This is a genomic window from Streptomyces sp. NPDC054863 (genome assembly GCF_053610825.1).
Genome location: NZ_JBSGZD010000006.1, coordinates 39,290 through 55,841, shown reverse-complemented (window position 1 = coordinate 55,841; position 16,552 = coordinate 39,290). Strand labels below are relative to the sequence as shown.

The following is a 16,552-nucleotide window of genomic DNA, read 5'->3' as shown; positions in this document are numbered from 1 at the left end:
TTCCCATGAGTCATCGTGCCGTTCCCGATCCGTCGCCCTCGCGCAGTGCTCCGTCGGGGGTGAAACGCAGCCGCCGCGCCACCACATCCCTGGCCACTTCCAGGATGGGCTCTTCGGCGGCGTATGCATATGCGCGCAGTCGTACGAGAGCTGCCGCCGGGGGCACCCCGAGCCGTACCGAGATCATTCCGGTGGCCTGGTGCACCTCCGCCCGGTACAGCGTGGCGTCCGTCGCGAGCCAGCCGCCCGAGCCGGGCGCGGCGGACTCCGCACTGCCCAGCAGGGTCAGGGTCAGCGCGTCCGCGAACACCAGCAGATCGGCCAACGCCCGCCCGCCCAGTGGGCCGGGCTCGGCCCGGTGGCAGGTCAGGGACCCCACCAGGATCGCACCGATCTGCAGCGGTGCGGAGAACACCGCCCGCACCCCGAGCTTCTCGGCGCCGGGCAGGAAACCCGGCCAGCGCTCCCGCGGCACCTGCACCAGGTCGCTCTCCAGGACGAGCCGGCCGGTGCGCAGCGCGTCCGTGCCAGGACCCTCGCCGAGCGTGAACTGGAGGTCTTCGAGGGCGACGCCCACCGGACCGGAGAACCAGACGGGCTCGCCGCCGGCGTTCTGCTCCGAAGGGACACCGCCGGAGAGCGTGACGGCCAGCCCGTCCACTCCCAGTACGTCGGCGCAGTGGCGGGCGAAGAACTCGTCGAGTCCGGCTGTGTGGCGGACCGCCAGCTCGTCGAGCAGGGCGGTCAAGCGGGTGCTGACCACGCCCTCCTCCTGAAGTGCTCTGTGCGGGGCGCTACGAAGTGTGATGGAAGTGTGCTGCAACGAGGTCTGAAGTGTGTCGGCAAGGCTGTCTCATCGTATCCGTGTGTCCTCGAACAAGCTGACTGAACGCGGTGCCACAGGATTTCCACGAAGCAGGGCACGCCTCGTGGGGCCGGGGGCCGGTGTGTCAGGATTGGATTCGACCGGATCTGTCCGGGCAGGGGCGCCTGGGGGGCTGCCTCGGAATTCCTTTCCACTTCGAGACGGTCACCTTCGAGAGGTCTTCGAGAAGGTCGGTCTTCGCAAAAGGCGCCCAAGGGGGAGTCGATGTACGGCAGTTACAGCGGACGTGTGCGAGCAGTGGGAGCGGTCGCGGTGGGGGCCGCGCTGCTCCTGACGGGCTGCACCTCGGGGGGCGAAGGGGGCGACGGCGGGACCGCGGGGAAGAATCCGCCGGTTTCCCAGCTGCCCAAGGGAGACGACCCGTACTGGGTCAACCCGGACGCCAAGGCGGCCAAGGCACTCGCCGACGAGGGCGAATCGGGCAAGCAGGAACTGATCAAGAAGATCGCCCAGCAGCCGGCCGGCGAATGGCTGATCCCGGAGAACGCCAAGGAGCAGGCCAAGGGCTTCACCGAGGCCGCCGCGAAGGCCGACCGCGAGGCGATCCTGGTCGTCTACAACATCCCGCACCGCGACTGCGGCAACTTCTCCGGCGGCGGCGCCGCCGACGGCAACGCGTACCGGGCCTTCATCAAGGAGGTCGCCGAGGGCATCGGCGACCGCCCGGCCACCGTGATCCTGGAGCCGGACGCGGTGCTGCACCTGGTCGACCAGTGCACCCCGGAGAAGTTCCACGAGGAGCGCTACGACCTCCTCAAGGGCGCCATCAAGACGCTGAAGCAGCAGCCGAGGACCAAGGTCTACCTGGACGCGGGCAACGCGGGCTGGGGCAAGCCGGACCAGATCTTCGAGCCGCTGAAGTGGTCGGGCATCGAGCAGGCCGACGGCTTCTCGGTGAACGTCTCCAACTTCTACTCCACCGAGGACAGCAAGAAGTACGGCAAGGAGCTCTCCGCGAAGGTGGGCAACAAGCCGTTCGTCATCGACACCAGCCGCAACGGCAACGGGCCCTACACCCAGGGCGACCCGAAGGAACGCTGGTGCAACCCGCCGGGCCGGGCGCTGGGCGAGGCCCCCACCACGAACACCGGCGACAAGCAGGTGCACGCCTTCCTGTGGGTCAAGCGCCCCGGTGAGTCCGACGGCGAGTGCAAGGGCGGCCCGCAGGCCGGCCGCTGGTTCGCGGACTACGCGCTGGAGCTGGCGAAGAACGCCAAGTAGATCTCCGTACCAGCACGATCTCCGTACCAGAACGAGTAAGGGGCGCCCTCCCAGGAGGGTGCCCCTTACTCATGTGCGCGGTGCGTGGTGTGCCGTGGTTAAGGAACCTCGACCCAGACCGCCTCGGAAGGCGTGCCCTGGTCGTCCGTCACGAACAGCATGTAGTGCCCGGAAGGCACCAGCGCGCGGTTCGCCGGGACGGTGACCGTGATGCCGTCGGCCGTCTTCTTGACGTCCAGCGCGATGCTGCGCTGGTCCATGTCCGTCATGTGCGTGACGGAGCTCGGCCGCATCAGCTTCGCCGTCTTGATCGACGCCGCGTGCTGCGACTTGAAGGTGCCGGAGGCGCCCCGTGCGATCTTCTTCGGCCCGTCGGAGAGCTTGGGCCGCGAGTCGCGGTAGAGGTACGGCGGGGTGTAGATCTCGATGCGCTGCTCGAAGACGCCCGGCCGGGTGTTGGCCTTGTCCGAGTAGAGCGAGTCGGAACCCGCGATCATGACCCGTCCGTCCGGCAGCAGCACCGAGCCCGAGTGGTAGTTGCGCCCCACGTTCGGGTCCGCGAGCCGCTTGAACTGGTTGGACTTGGGGTCGTACGTACGCGCCTCGCGGATGTTGGAGTCGCTGCGCCCTCGGTAGTCCTCGGAGCCGCCGGTGACCAGCACCGTGTCGTCCGGCATCAGCGAGGCGCTGGGGTAGCGGGTGCCCTTGTCCAGCGAAGGCCCGTCCTTGAAGGCCGGGTTGGGCATCTTGGTGTCGACCAGCCGGGTCTTCTCCGAGGACTTCTCGGACTCGCCGACGCCGCCACCGCCGATGACCATGAACTTCTGGTCCTGCGCGGGCGGCAGCATGACCGAGGCCGAGGTCTCCAGCTGGTCCGGGTCGCTCATGCCCGGGACCTTCTTGAAGCTGTTGTTGTCGAGGTTCCAGATGCCGGGCTCGCGGCCGACGTCGGCCGGGCCGTAACCGGCGTTGGAGCCCGAGTAGAAGAGCTTGCCGTCGTCGAGCAGGAACAGCGAGGGGTAGGTCGGCAGCCGCCGCTCGAAGCCCGTGTACTTCCAGGTCTTCGTCTTCGGGTTGTAGATCTCGTCCTTGCCCGGGACGATCTGGCCGATCTCGTCGAGACCGGACGTCGCCAGGACCTTGCCGTCCTTGAGCGTGGTCAGCGACGGGTACCAGCGGGCTTCCTTCATCGGGTCGACCGGGACGTACTTCTCCGTGTCCGGGTCGAACTCGTAGGCCTCCCTGATGCCCTGGAAGTCCTTCTTGTCCAGGGCCAGCTTCTGCGCTATGCCGTACGTGTTGCGGGCGTCGGTGGGCTTCAGACCGGCGATCTTGTAGTTGTCCTCGGTGCCCGACTCGTACTGCTTGCCCGACTGCCTGGCCTCGACGTAGATGCGCCCCAGGCCCGGGTCGTTGCGCAGGAACTTCCCGGTGCTCTTGTCGAAGACCTTCTTGGCCTTCTCGACGAGCACCGGGTCCTTGGTGACGTACGTCTTGCCGTTCTTCTTGCCGGTGAAGACCGTGCCCGCGGGCAGCGTGATCGGCTTGTCGGGGTTCTCGTTGTGGACGACCATCAGGCCACCGGCCTTGGTGACGTCACCTTCGAGCTTCTCGTACCGCTTCGTACCGCCCGCGACGAGCAGCTTGCCGTCGGGCAGCTGCGCATGACCCGAGCAGAACATGTCCTTCGGGGTCGCGATCATCTTGTACGTGTTGGCCTTCGGGTCCCAGAGGATCGACTCGAACTTGCCCGCGTCGAAGTTCTTCTGGTTGTTGCCCGAGCCCGCGATCATCAGCACCTTGCCGGTGTGCAGCAGCGCCGAGTGGATCGTGTTGATCTTCTTGTCCGTCGGGACGTCGAGGAAGTCCCAGTGGCCGTTCTCCGCCTTGTACTCAGGGCGGTTGATCTTGTACTCGTGGTACTGCTCCGAACCGAAGCGGTACAGCGCCGGCCCGTTGAACGCCGCCAGAGCAACAACCACCGCGGCCGTGATGGACAGTCGTTTGGCCCGGCGGCTCGGACGGAAACTCATTTCTTACGTCCCCCAAGGGAAGAAATCTGCATGGTCTGGTCGGCCGCGGCCCAGCTCGGCTTCTGCTGCGGGGTGTGGCCCTCGGGGTGCTGTCCGGGGTAGGCGGCCGGGTCGTCGTACTCCGGGGTGCTGCCCGCGGAGCCAGGACCCTGCTGCGGGCCCGGCTTGCCCTTCTTCTTCTCGTCCCGCATGCCGAGGCGCCAGGCGATGATGGGCGCCGCCGTGACCAGCAGGGCGAGCGAGGCCCAGAGGACCATCGCGGGGTGCATGTGGCCGAGGGCGAACGAGGCTCCGATGGACCCGCCGAAGATCAGGATGAAGAACATGTGGATGCGGAAGGTGCCGGTGAGCGTGTCCGGGCTGGACGAGTCGCCCTTGGGCGTCACGACGAAGCTGGACTTGCGGCGCAGCACGGCGTCCATCAGCGAGCGCGCGTAGATCGGTGCGGACATCGCGGACATCGCCATGCCGGCCAGACCGCCGGAGCCCTCGGGCTCGTGCGGCGAGACGTTGTGGCGGCGGTTCCAGATGTAGAGGCCGATCTGGAGGGCGGAGGCGTTGCCGTACAGCATCATCCAGATGACCGGGTCGATCTGGACACCCGAGGCGCCCATGCCCAGGAACAGCGCGCAGGAGAGCGCGGCCAGGATCCAGTTCATGGCGGACATCGGGTAGAAGATGATCATCATCGTGTAGTTGAACATCTTGCCGGGGGGCAGCGTGCCGAAGCCCCTCCAGTACTGCTTGAGGATCGTCTCGTACGTACCGCGCGACCAGCGGAGCTGCTGGGTGAAGAAGTCGGTCCAGGCGGTCGGGCCCTCGCCGACGGCCAGCACGTCCGGGGTGTAGACCGAGCGCCACTTCTTGCCGGTGGCCGGGTTCTTGGCGCGGTGGATCTCGAAGCCCGTCGCCATGTCCTCGGTGATCGAGTCGTACAGACCGCCGATCTGCTTCAGCGCCTTGATGCGGACCGCGTTGGACGTGCCCACGAACATGGGGGCGCCGTAGCGGTTGCCCGCGCGCTGGATCAGGGCGTGGAAGAGGAACTGCTGCGACTCGGCGGCCTTCGTGACGAAGGTGTCGTAGTTGCCGTAGACCTGCGGGCCGATGACGAAGCCGATGTTCGGGTCGCGGAAGTAGCCGAGCATGCGCTCCAGGTAGTTCGGGAGCGGGATGTGGTCGGTGTCGACCGAGGCGAAGTAGTCGTAGTCGTCACCGTGCGCGTCCAGCCAGGCGTTGTAGTTGCCGTGCTTGGTCTTCGCGCGGTGCGGACCCTTCTTCTGGTTCCACTTCGCGATGCCCTTGCGGGAGAAGTGGTGCACGCCCAGGCGTTCGCAGACGGCCTTGACGGCCGGATCGTCGCCCTCGTCGAGCAGCCAGATGTGCAGCAGGCCCCGGTGGCGGATCTTGACGGCCGCCTCCAGGGTCTTGGTGACCATCTCCAGCGGCTCCTTGCCGGGCACGAAGGAGGTCATGAAGGCGACCCGGGTGCCGGTCTCGGGGACGACCGGGATCGGGTCGCGCGCGACGAGCGTGGCGTGCGCGTTGGAGAGCACGTTCATGGTGCGGAAGAGCTCGATGAGACCGATCGACACCAGCATCACGACGTCGAGCGCACGCAGGAGGTCGTCCTGGAGGTTCGGGTCGCGGTCGGTCCAGTGGCTCGGCTGCATCAGCCAGATGAACAGGGCCAGCGAGAGCAGCGGCGCCGCACCCAGCAGCAGGGCCGCTCTGATGCGGTGCGGCTCCTGGGAGATCAGGGATCTGTACTGGACCTTGTACGGCTTGCTGGGGTCCGGCTGCGTCAGCGGTCCCGCCAGCCGGCTGTAGTGCTCGTAGTCGTACCTGGGCAGCGCCTTCTGCTTTCGGCGACCCTGGCCGTCGGACCCAGGCTGCGGGGGGACCCGGAGCTGCGTCGTCTGGGTGGGGTCATGGGTAGGGTCGTGGTACTGCCCGGCGCCGCTCGGCGTCGACGTCATGAGTCATCCCCCCGCACGCAAGGCTGGCTGCGTGTGTTCGTAGGTCTGGTCGCTCGCTGGCGGTCCCCCTCGACCGTCCCGAACGCATCATTGGTCGGCCCGCCATCACCACAGACACAGGACGGCAACCTTCCGGTTGCATGATGCCCGTCCCGACATTTGCCGGTGAAAGGGGCCCCACCCGTGAGGTGCTTCACGCACCCCGCATGGCCCTGCCGTCCCCTCGTCGGCCCTCCGAGTCTCAACTCGTCGTACCGTCCGCCCCATTGGAGCCATGGGCTCCAGGATAGGTTCCCCGACTCTTCATGTGATCGCAAGGGTCGCTGATCGCAGGGCTGCCGGAGTCCCGGGGCGGTCCCGGGGAGGGCCCGGAACCGTGGGAATGACCGAGACCCTCCCACCGGTGGTGGAAGGGTCTCGGTTGCGCGTGCGCCGCCAGGGACTCGAACCCCGGACCCGCTGATTAAGAGTCAGCTGCTCTAACCAACTGAGCTAGCGGCGCCTGCTGACTCGGAGAACTCTACCGGACTCTCCGGAGTGGTTTGAACCAGTGGCCGCCCGTGATGTCCATTTGTTCATCATTCGAACCGTCAAGATGCGTTATGTCCGGGTAGTTGGGACACTGTGGCCGTGATCGAGTTCCAGGAGATTCAGCCCGCAGTCGACTGTCCCTGTGCCGGATGCGCCGACCGGCGCCGGGTCCGCAGGACGAGGTCTCTTCCGGCGCGTGACGGAGGTCACGCGGCGGCGCACGGCGCACGGCGTGCCGTGCTGCTGGTCACCGCCGCCGGGGTGGTGCTGGGCAGCGGGGGAGCGGCCGGGGCGGCGGGCCACTGCCCGGACGGGGAGAGGCACCACGAGCACGGCACCCACCGGGTGGAGGAGAAGGCAGGGGAGAGGCCGGGGGAGAAGGCGGAGAAGGCGGAGAAGGCGGAGAAGGCGGAGAAGGCGGAGAAGAAGGGGAGAAGGGGAGAGGGGGACGAGCTGCTGGACGTTCCCGCTCCGCAGGGCCGGACGGCTCCGCTGCACGGCGGTCCCCGAGTCCCCGGGGGATCGGGCGCGGCAGGTGCGCCGGGGCCGGGCGGGGTCGCCGCGGCGCCGAAGTTCAAGCCCGCCACCCGGGCCGACATCATCAACCGGGCCAAGCGGTGGGTCGCGGCCGGCGTCCCGTACAGCATGGACAGGTTCTGGACGGACGGATACCGGCAGGACTGCTCCGGGTACGTCTCGATGGCCTGGGGGCTCGGCGGCAACGAGTGGACCGGCAGCCTCGCCGACTACGGGGTGAAGGTGAGCCGCGACCAGCTGGAGCCGGGCGACATCCTCCTCTTCCACAACACGGCCGACCCGCACGACGGCTCGCACGTGACGATCTTCGGCGGCTGGACGGACTACACCCGCGGCCACTACCTCGCCTACGAGCAGACCCGCCCCAAGACCCGCAAGCAGGCCACCCCGATCGGCTACTGGAACAACGCCGACCGCTATGTGGCGTACCGGTACCGGGGGCTCGTCGGCGGCGCGGTCGTCCAGGGCGCGCCGGGTGCGGCGGTGTTCCCGGGGACGCGGCACTTCCGGCCGGGCAGCTCCAGTGCGTACGTGGAACAGCTGGGGCGGCGGCTCGTGCAGCGGGGGTTCGGCACGCACTACACGGTGGGGCCGGGACCGCGCTGGAGCGAGGCGGACCGGCGCAACGTCGAGGCGTTCCAGCGGGCCCAGGGCTGGCGGGGCAAGGAGGCGGACGGCTATCCGGGGCCGGAGACCTGGCGCCGGCTGTTCACGACCGTCGTGGCGGAGGGGACCCAGCGATGAACGATCCCGTGGCGATGAACGGTCCCGTGGTGACGAACGGTCCCGTGGCGATGAATGATCCCGTGGCGATGAGCGGTCCCATGGCGATGAACGGTCCCGTGGTGCGCCATCCCGTGATCAAGAACGAGTCGACGACCGAGATTCCCGTGCACCTCCTCTTCCGTGACGAGGCCGGGGTCTCGTCGGTGCCGTCCGGGGCCACCGTCGTCGGCCGGCGCAGGGGGACGGGCGAGCAGCGGAAGGTGGCCGCAGCCCCCGAGGGCCCTGCCCCCGCCTCCGTTCCCGTCGCGCAGGGGCCCGCCGAGCGCCCCGGCCCTGCCGGGTCCGGCTGGGCCGCGGTGGCCACCGGGATCGGCGCGGTGGCCGGGTGCGGTGCTGTGCTGTGGTGGGTGGGTCTCGTACCGGGTCCCGCGCGGGTGCTGCTCGGGCTGCCGGTGCGTACGTACGACGGGATGGGGACCGCGGGAGGGGGTGCGCTCGCGGCTCTGGTGGTGGTGGGGCTGTGCGCGTTCGGCGGTCTGGTGCGGGGGCGTGAGGGCTGCGCGACGGTGCTCACGCTCTTCGGGGCGTACCGGGGGACCGTGCGGCGGACGGGGCTGGTGTGGCTGAGCCCGCTGCTGGTGCGCAGGCGGGTGGACGTACGGCTGAAGCACTGGCGGAGCGAGCCGTTGCCGGCCGTGGACCGCAACGGGATCGCGCTGCGGGTCGTCGTCCTCGTGGTGTGGCGGGTCGCGGACACGGCGCGGGCGACGCTCACGGTGGCCGACCACACGGGACATCTGCGCGGCCAGGTCGAGGCGGCCCTCGCGCGGGCGTCGTCCCGGCTGCCGGTGGACGCGCCGTGCGCCGCGCCGGGAGGCGGCGGGACGCGGACGCTGCGGGACACGGCGGCGGTCGGGGACGAGCTGACCCGGCAGGTGTCGGCGCGGACGGCGGCTGCCGGGATCGAGGTCTTCTCGGTGCAGCCGGTACGGATCGAGTACGCGCCCGAGGTCGCCGAGGCGATGCGCCGCCGGAACCTCGCCGCGCTGGACGCCAGGGACCGGGACCGGGCGCTGTCCTCGGTGGTCGACGCGGTGGAGGACACGGTGCGGCGGCTGACCGCGCGCGGTCTCGTGGGAGAGCTGGACGATTACGAACGCAAGTCACTGGTGCGGGAGTTGACGGTGGCGTACCTCGGCGGGAGGTGAGTTTCCTCAAGTCTTCCCTACTTGGGACATTGGTCTGGACATGTTCAACTGCCGTCCCTACATTGTGTCTTGGTCTAGACCGGAAGTTCTGCTTCACCGCCTCACCGCTCTACCCGTGCGCACCACCCACGCGCACATGTGCCGGCACAGCTCACAGTTCGACGGACTCCCCCACGTTCTCCTGGAGCGAAGCATGCGAAAAAAGGCAATGAGTGCTGCCGTCATCGGTCTCGCGATGGCGGGCAGCACGGTGGTCGCCACCGGCAGTGCCAGCAGCCACGGCTACACCGATTCCCCGATCAGCCGCCAGAAGCTCTGCGCCAACGGCACGGTCACCGGCTGCGGCGCCATCCAGTGGGAGCCGCAGAGCGTCGAGGGGCCCAAGGGCTTCCCGGCGTCCGGACCCGCCGACGGCAAGATATGTTCCGGCGGCAACGGCGGCTTCGCGCAGCTCGACGACCCGCGCGGCGGCAACTGGCCCGCCACACAGGTGAGTTCGGGTCAGAGCTACTCGTTCCGCTGGCAGTTCACCGCGCGCCACCGCACGTCGGACTTCCGCTACTACATCACCAAGCAGGGCTGGGACCCGACCAAGCCGATCACCCGGGCCTCGCTCGACCCGCAGCCGTTCCTGAACGTGCCGTACGGCGGCCAGCAGCCGCCCGCGACGCTGACCCACCAGGGAACGATCCCCACGGGCAAGTCCGGCAAGCACGTCGTGCTGGCGGTGTGGAACGTCTACGACACGGCCAACGCGTTCTACGCCTGCTCGGACGTGAAGTTCTGATCCGTTTCCACGGAAAGTGAGCCGCCCCGGCGCCGACGGGGCGGCTCGCTCCGTACGGGTGAATCCACGGGCGGGGTGCGGAGAAAGAGCGCGCGGCGGCGCCCGGACGCGTACGGGAGGACAAAGCTGAACCCCGTTCACCTTCCGCCGCACCGGAGGTCCCCCGTGAGATCCGCTCGCCGCTGCCGCCGCCCTCGCCTCCTGCGCACTGGCCGTCCCCACCGCCCACGCCGCCGCTGCGCCGCAGCAGTACAAGGAGTACGTGGCGCTCGGCGACTCCTGGTCCGCCGACGTCACCGTCGTCGGCATCGACTCCACCCACGCGCCCAGCGGCTGCGCGCAGAGCAGCTGGAACTACCCCAAGCAGGTCGCGAAACAGCTCTCGATCCCCACCTTCCGGGACGCCACCTGCGGGGCCGCGACCACCGAACACCTCACCGCCGCACAGGACGTCAACGTCTTCCCGCCCGTCGCGACGGGCACCAACGCCCCCCAGTTCGACCGGCTCACGCCCACCACCGACCTGGTCACCCTCGGCATCGGCGGCAACGACGCCGGGCTCGCGGGCGCGGTCACGAGCTGCATCAACCTGCTGCCCGAGCCGCTCGGCGTCTCCTGCCGGCCGCGGTGGACGGCCCCCGACGGCAGCGACCTCATGTCGAAGCGCATCGCCGAGTCGCGGCCGTTGGTCACCGCGGCCGTCCGGGGCATCACGTCGCGCGCCCCGAAGGCCCGGGTCCTGCTGGTGGACTACCTCGCCGGGGCCGTCCCCGACCGCGGCTGCTTCCCGTACGTCCAGATGTACGACGAGGACCTGAAGTGGTTCGGCGCCCGGCTCAAGGAGCTCAACGGGATGCTCGCCGAGGTCGCCGCCGGGACGGGCGCCGAGCTGGTCGACACCTACAGCGGCAGCACGGGGCACGACGTCTGCCAGGCCTCCGGCACCAAGTGGGTCGAGGGCGTCCTGCCGATGTCGACGAACCCGCCGGGGCTCGCCGTGCCGTTCCACCCCAACCGCCTCGGCGCGGACCACCAGGCGCGTTCCGTGCTGGGGGTGCTCGGCAGGGGCTGAGGGCTCCGCCGGCGCCGGGCGGATCCGCGGATTTCCCCGATGCCACGGCCAGGTCAACCAGCTTTGCGGCAGCGTGAATTGTCGGCCGGAAAGCGACGGGACGGGCGCGTTGCCGTGGACGGGGCGGGGTGGGCGGCGGTTTCCTGAGGGGGCCCAGGTACGTACGTGAGAACCCAGGGGGAGCACCTTGCCGTCCATGCCGCGCCGCACCTTCCTTCAGGCAGCCTCCGTCACGGCAGCCACCGTGGCCGTCGGGAGCGGGGTGACGGGCCGGGCCCAGGCGGCCCCCGCCTCAACCGCTTCCGATGCCGCCTCCCTCGCCGCCCCCGGTGGAGCCTCCGCCGTCGCCCCCGGCGAGCGGCTGCTGCGCCTGACCACCGCCACCAACGGTGCGGGCAGCGGCCACGCCGGCCGCTACGTCGCCGAGGTCCACAACGTCCTGTGGTCCTTCGGCGAGGACGGCAGACCCGCCACCGCCCTGACCCCGCCCGACCTCGAACCCAACCGCCCCGTCCTGTCGCCCGACGGGCGGCAGGTCGCGATGGCGGCCTTCAGGGGCGGCCAGTTCCACATCTGGGTGATGCACGCGGACGGCTCGGGGCTGCGCCGCCTCACCGACGGCCCATGGGACGACCGGGCCCCCGCCTGGTCACCGGACGGCACCCGCGTCGCGTTCTCCTCCGAGCGCGGCGGCGACCCGGTCAAGGGCAGCCCGTACCGCATCTGGACCGTCGACGTACGCACCGGGAAGCTCCACCGACTGACCGGCCTGGCAGGCCGGTCCGGGCCGGGGCAGGGCGGCCGCTGGGAGGACTTCGACCCCACCTGGAGCGCCGACGGCGCCCGGGTCCTGTTCGTCAGGGGCACGGTCGAGGGCACCGCCCTCAAGTCCCGTACGATCGCCGCCGTCGCCGCCGACGGGACCGGCCCCGTCACCGTCGTCCACGCCGAACCGGACACCGCCCCGCCCGGCGGTCTGCTCGCCCCCGCCGTCTCCCCGGCCGGCCGCACCGCCTGGCTGCGCACCACGGCCACGGGCCAGCGGTACGAACCCGTCGCCCTGGTCGTCGACGGAACACCGGCCCCGGTCGAAGGCTCGCTCGCCGACTCGCCGCCGCGCTGGCTCGACGACGAGCGGATGCTGGTCACCCTCGACGGCCGCTTCCAGGTCGTCCGCCCGCACCGCGCGCGCACCGGACAGGTCGTCGCCTTCGACGCGACACTGCCGGTCGAGCGGCCCTCGTACCGGATCAAGAGGTACGAGCTGGAGCCGAAGCGGACCCGGAAGGTGCGCGGCATCCAGCAGCCGGTGCTCGCCCCCGACGGACGCTCCTTCGCGTTCGTCGCCCTCAACTCCCTCTGGATCCAGCCGACTTCGGGCCGTCCCACTCCCCGTCGGGTGGTGCGCGCCACGCCGTCCAGCTACCTCCAGGGCCCGTCCTTCAGCCGCGACGGCCGCTGGCTGCTGTACGTCGACGACCGCGAGGGCCTGAACGGGGTGCGCCGCCTCGAACTCGCCACCGGGAAGGACGAGTTGCTGGCGGGCGGCGGGCGTACACACCCCGCGCTGTCCCCGGACGGCAAGCGACTGGCCTGCATCGACATGGCGGGCGGGCTGGTCGTACGGGACCTGGCCTCGGGTGTCGAGAAGGTGCTCGCCACCCCGCTCGGCGGCGGCGGACTGCCGGGCCCGCCGAGCTGGTCCCCGGACGGCCGCCACCTCGCCTACTGCGACCGCAACCGGCTCAACTTCCGCTACCGCGAGGGCTACAACCTCATCCGCGTCGTCGACACGGCCACCGGCGCCTCGGCCCTGCACCCCTTCGCCGCCTTCGCCTCCCTCTCCGACCGGTACGCGTCGGGACCCGCCTGGTCGCCGGACGGCAAGTGGCTGGCCTGCGTCAGCGAGTCCGCACTGTGGGTGCTGCCGGTCGGCGACGACGGAAGCCCGGCGGGCGAGGCGCGACAGCTCTCGAACTACGGTGCCGACCACCCCAGTTGGGCGGCCGACTCGCGGACGCTCCTGTACCTGGCGGAGGGGAAGGTGCGGCTGACCACCCTCGACGCGAAGGGGAACGCCGGGAAGGGGAACGCCGGGACGGGATCCGGCGGCTCGGGCCCCGGCCGGGAGATTCCCGTCCGCCTCGCATACCGCCGCTCCACCCCCGTCGACACCGTCGTCCACGCCGGCCGTCTCTGGGACGGCACCGCCGCCGACGGCCGGCTGCGCACCGACGTCGACATCCTGATCCGCGACGGCCGCATCACCGGCATCGAACCGCACCGGGCCGGACGGCGGGCCGCCCGCCACGTCGACGCTTCCCGCCGGACCGTCCTCCCCGGCCTCTGGGACGCCCACACCCACCCCTGGCAGTACACCTACGGCGCCCGCCAGACCTCGGTCTCCCTCGCGTACGGCATCACCACCACCGTCTCGCTCGCCGGTTTCTCGTACGAACAGGCCCGCATCCGGGAGGCCGTCGTCGCCGGGCACCTCGCCGGACCGCGCCTCCTCACCACCGGCGAACTCCTCGACGGGCCGCGCGTCGCCTACAGCATGGGCCGCGCCCACCGCACCGAGGAGGGCCTGCGGCGTTCCCTCGCCCGCGGGGCCGCCCTGGACTGGGACTTCGTGAAGACGTACGTCCGCGCCCCGATGGCGTACATGGAACAGGCCGCCCGCTTCGGCCACGACCGCCTCGGCGTCCTCTCCGGCTCGCACCTCGTCTCGCAGGGCCTCCAGAGCGGCCAGGACCTGACCAGCCACCTCGTCGCCACCGAACGCGCCGACCGCGGACACGGCGCCACCAGTGAGGGTTTCACCTACCAGGACACCCTCGCCCACTACACGAGCGGCGGCCTGAAACTCCTCGCCACGCCCTTCGTCGCCTTCCCCCTCATCGGCGACTTCCCCGCCCTCGCCGACGACCCCAGGGTGACGGCCATGATGCCGCCCTGGGACACGGCGACGGTCCGCGCGGCAGCGGCCAGGACCCCGACCGCCACCGAACGTCTCGCACTGCGGCGCGAGATGGGCACGTACCGCACACTCGTCGACGACGGCGGACGGATGGCGATCGGCACGGACACCCCGATCACCCCGGTCGGCCTGACCCTGCACGTGGTGCTGCGGGCGATGGTGCGCCACGGCTTCACGGCGGCGGAGGCCCTGCACTCGGTCACCACCTCGCCCGCCGAACTCTTCGGCGCGGCAGAGGAACTGGGCACGGTCGAGCCCGGCAAGATCGCCGACCTGACCCTCGTCGACGGCAACCCGCTCGCCGACTTCGACGACCTGGTGAAGGTCACCGGCGTACTGGTCGGCGGACGCGTCCACGAGCGGGCGGGGCTGGAGGCGCCGTACGGGAAGAAGAGCCCGACGCGGCAACGGGCCGATGCCCCCGGCGGCGACTGGGCGGCCGTGACGGCGCTGATGCGCGAGGGCGGCTGCTGCTGAGCGCTCCGCCGGGTGCGCCGCGCGGTGCGGCCGGCCGCCCGCGGCCCCGCAGTGGCCGACCGCGCCCACGCGGCGGAGCCGCGGATCCAGTACGGCCCCGCGCCCCTCACCGGGGCGGCAGCGGGTCGCGGGTACGGTTCACGGCGTGAAGATCCTCGTCACCGGCGGCGCCGGGTTCATCGGCTCCTCGTACGTCCGCATGCTTCTCGACGGCCGCCTCCCCGGCCACGAACAGGCCCGGGTGACCGTCCTCGACCTGCTCACCTACGCGGGGAACACCGACCACCTGCCCCTGGACCACCCCCGCCTGGACTTCGTCCACGGCGACGTCCGCGACCTGCCGCTGCTCCTGGAGCTGCTGCCGGGCCACGACGCCGTCGTGCACTTCGCGGCCGAATCGCACGTCGACCGGTCCATCGCGGGCGCGGGCGCCTTCGTGCGTACGAATGTCGAGGGCACCCAGAGCCTCCTCGAAGCATGCCTGCGCACCGGAGTCGGCCCCGTCGTCCACGTCTCGACCGACGAGGTCTACGGGTCGATCGCCGAGGGCAGCTGGACCGAGGAGTCCCCGCTCGCGCCGAACTCCCCGTACGCCGCGTCCAAGGCGGGCGCCGACCTGATCGCCCGCTCCTACTGGCGCACCCACGGCCTGGACGTCCGCACCACCCGCTGCTCCAACAACTACGGCCCCCGCCAGCACCCCGAGAAGCTGATCCCGCGCTTCACCGCCCTGCTCCTCGCGGGCCGCCCCGTCCCGGTCTACGGCTCGGGGGAGAACGTCCGCGAGTGGCTGCACGTCGAGGACCACTGCCGCGCCGTCCACCTGGTACTCACCAAGGGCACGGCCGGCCGGGTCTACAACGTCGGCACCGGGAACGCCCTCACCAACCTCCGGCTGACCGGCCTCCTGATCGGGCTGACGGGCGCCCCGCCCGGCCTCGTGGAGCACGTCGCCGACCGGTTGGGGCACGACCTGCGGTACGCGCTGGACGACACCCGCATCCGGGAGGAGCTGGGGTACGCGCCGCAGGTGCCGTTCGAGGAGGGGCTGGCGCAGACGGTGGAGTGGTACCGGGCGGCAGGCCGCGGGGAATGAGGAAGGCCCCCGAGCTTCCGCTCGGGGGCCTTCCTTCGTCCTGTGCGCCGCCAGGGACTCGAACCCCGGACCCGCTGATTAAGAGTCAGCTGCTCTAACCAACTGAGCTAGCGGCGCTTGACTCGTAAATCGTACCTGGTCCGAGGGGGTGCTCGCGACCAGGTACGCGGGGTGGTCGGGCCGTTACAGCGAGAGGGAGAGCGCCATCGGTGTGGCCCGGCGGTTCAGGGCGTCCGCCGCCTCCCGCAGCCGGTGCGCGTGCTCGACCGGCAGGGACAGGGCGAGGCAGCCCACGGCCGCACCGGCTGTCAGGGGTACGGCCGCGCAGACCGTGCCGAGCGCGTACTCCTGGAGGTCGAGGACCGGGACGGTCGGCGGCTGGTTGTCCAGCTTGGAGAACAGCACCCGCTCGTCGGTGATCGTCCGCGAGGTCAGCCGGGCGGTCCTGTGCCGGGACAGGTGGTCCCGGCGGCCGTTCTGGTCGAGCTGGGTGAGCAGGCACTTCCCGATCGCGCTGGCGTGCGCGGAGGAGCGGAAGTCGACCCACTCGTTGACCTTCGGGGTCAGCGGGCCCTCGGCGACCCGGGTCACCTTGATCTCCCCGTCGACGTACCGGCTGAGGTAGATCGCGGCGCCGACCGAGTCCCGCAGCTGGTCCAGGGTCTGCTGGAGGCGCAGCTCGACCAGCTCGCGGCGGGTGGTGCCGGGGGCCCCGACGAGCTCCAGCGCCTCACCCGTCACATACGCGCCGTCGGACACCTGCTCCACGTACCCCTCGCGGCGCAGCATCAGCAGCAGCGGGCGCAGCTCGGCGGGGGTCAGGCGGGTCTCGCGGGCGAGCTGGGTGTCGGTGACGCCGTCACTGTGCCGGGTCACCGACTCCAGCACGCGCAGTGCGTGCTGCACCGAGTGCCGCGGCTGCCGCGGCGTGGTCGGTTCGGGCTTCAGTGCCACGGTCTTCCCCCAGCTCTGCTGCGCTGCGTCGTCCTGCTCGGTGTCGTTCGTCGTGTCGTTCTCTG

The 16,552-nt window shown here is 70.6% G+C and carries 10 protein-coding genes, 2 tRNA genes and 1 pseudogene; 7 read left to right on the top strand and 6 right to left on the bottom strand.

Annotated elements, in window-relative coordinates; translation table 11 throughout:
* Positions 1–10 precede the first annotated feature (10 nt).
* The gene (locus ACWGIG_RS02640) at positions 11–763 is read right to left on the bottom strand and encodes a GAF and ANTAR domain-containing protein (protein WP_453319647.1); all 753 of its coding nucleotides are present in this window, start codon (positions 761–763) and stop codon (positions 11–13) included.
* Between the two features lie 327 nt (positions 764–1,090).
* Between ACWGIG_RS02640 and ACWGIG_RS02635 the strand changes: the two genes are divergently transcribed.
* Complete coding sequence (locus tag ACWGIG_RS02635; protein WP_453319646.1) at positions 1,091–2,107, top strand: glycoside hydrolase family 6 protein; 1,017 nt, start codon at positions 1,091–1,093, stop codon at positions 2,105–2,107.
* Between the two features lie 98 nt (positions 2,108–2,205).
* On the opposite strand, the gene ACWGIG_RS02630 is transcribed toward ACWGIG_RS02635, so the two are convergent.
* The 3 genes from ACWGIG_RS02630 to ACWGIG_RS02620 form a co-directional block, all read right to left on the bottom strand.
* Entirely contained in the window at positions 2,206–4,140 is a 1,935-nt protein-coding gene (locus ACWGIG_RS02630) for a galactose oxidase-like domain-containing protein (RefSeq protein ID WP_453319645.1), read from the bottom strand.
* Positions 4,137–6,119 carry a glycosyltransferase family 2 protein gene (locus ACWGIG_RS02625; RefSeq protein ID WP_453319644.1) on the bottom strand — a complete coding sequence of 661 codons (1,983 nt, stop codon included), beginning with the start codon at positions 6,117–6,119 and terminating at the stop codon, positions 4,137–4,139. Before ACWGIG_RS02625 ends, ACWGIG_RS02630 begins: the two co-directional genes overlap by 4 nt.
* Positions 6,120–6,547: 428 nt before the next feature.
* Positions 6,548–6,621 (bottom strand) — tRNA-Lys (locus tag ACWGIG_RS02620).
* Positions 6,622–6,743: 122 nt separating this feature from the next.
* Between ACWGIG_RS02620 and ACWGIG_RS02615 the strand changes: the two are divergent.
* The 6 genes and pseudogenes from ACWGIG_RS02615 to rfbB form a co-directional block, all read left to right on the top strand.
* Positions 6,744–7,901, top strand: a pseudogene (locus ACWGIG_RS02615) (peptidoglycan-binding protein); the annotation flags it as partial.
* A gap of 26 nt (positions 7,902–7,927) precedes the next feature.
* On the top strand, positions 7,928–9,121 hold the full coding sequence (locus tag ACWGIG_RS02610) for an SPFH domain-containing protein (RefSeq protein WP_453319643.1): 1,194 nt from the start codon (positions 7,928–7,930) through the stop codon (positions 9,119–9,121).
* A 193-nt stretch (positions 9,122–9,314) separates the two neighbouring features.
* Complete coding sequence (locus tag ACWGIG_RS02605) at positions 9,315–9,908, top strand: lytic polysaccharide monooxygenase auxiliary activity family 9 protein (protein WP_453319642.1); 594 nt, start codon at positions 9,315–9,317, stop codon at positions 9,906–9,908.
* Positions 9,909–10,170: 262 nt separating this feature from the next.
* The gene (locus ACWGIG_RS02600; protein WP_453319641.1) at positions 10,171–10,980 is read left to right on the top strand and encodes an SGNH/GDSL hydrolase family protein; all 810 of its coding nucleotides are present in this window, start codon (positions 10,171–10,173) and stop codon (positions 10,978–10,980) included.
* 196 nt (positions 10,981–11,176) lie between these two features.
* Positions 11,177–14,437 (top strand): amidohydrolase family protein, encoded by a 3,261-nt coding sequence (locus ACWGIG_RS02595; protein ID WP_453319640.1) that lies wholly within the window; start codon positions 11,177–11,179, stop codon positions 14,435–14,437.
* Positions 14,438–14,582: 145 nt separating this feature from the next.
* On the top strand, positions 14,583–15,533 hold the full coding sequence (rfbB, locus tag ACWGIG_RS02590; protein WP_453319639.1) for a dTDP-glucose 4,6-dehydratase: 951 nt from the start codon (positions 14,583–14,585) through the stop codon (positions 15,531–15,533).
* Positions 15,534–15,576: 43 nt separating this feature from the next.
* Here the strand turns inward: rfbB and ACWGIG_RS02585 are convergent.
* Positions 15,577–15,650, bottom strand: a tRNA-Lys gene (locus ACWGIG_RS02585).
* A 66-nt stretch (positions 15,651–15,716) separates the two neighbouring features.
* Complete coding sequence (locus tag ACWGIG_RS02580) at positions 15,717–16,487, bottom strand: IclR family transcriptional regulator (protein ID WP_453319677.1); 771 nt, start codon at positions 16,485–16,487, stop codon at positions 15,717–15,719.
* Positions 16,488–16,552 lie beyond the last annotated feature (65 nt).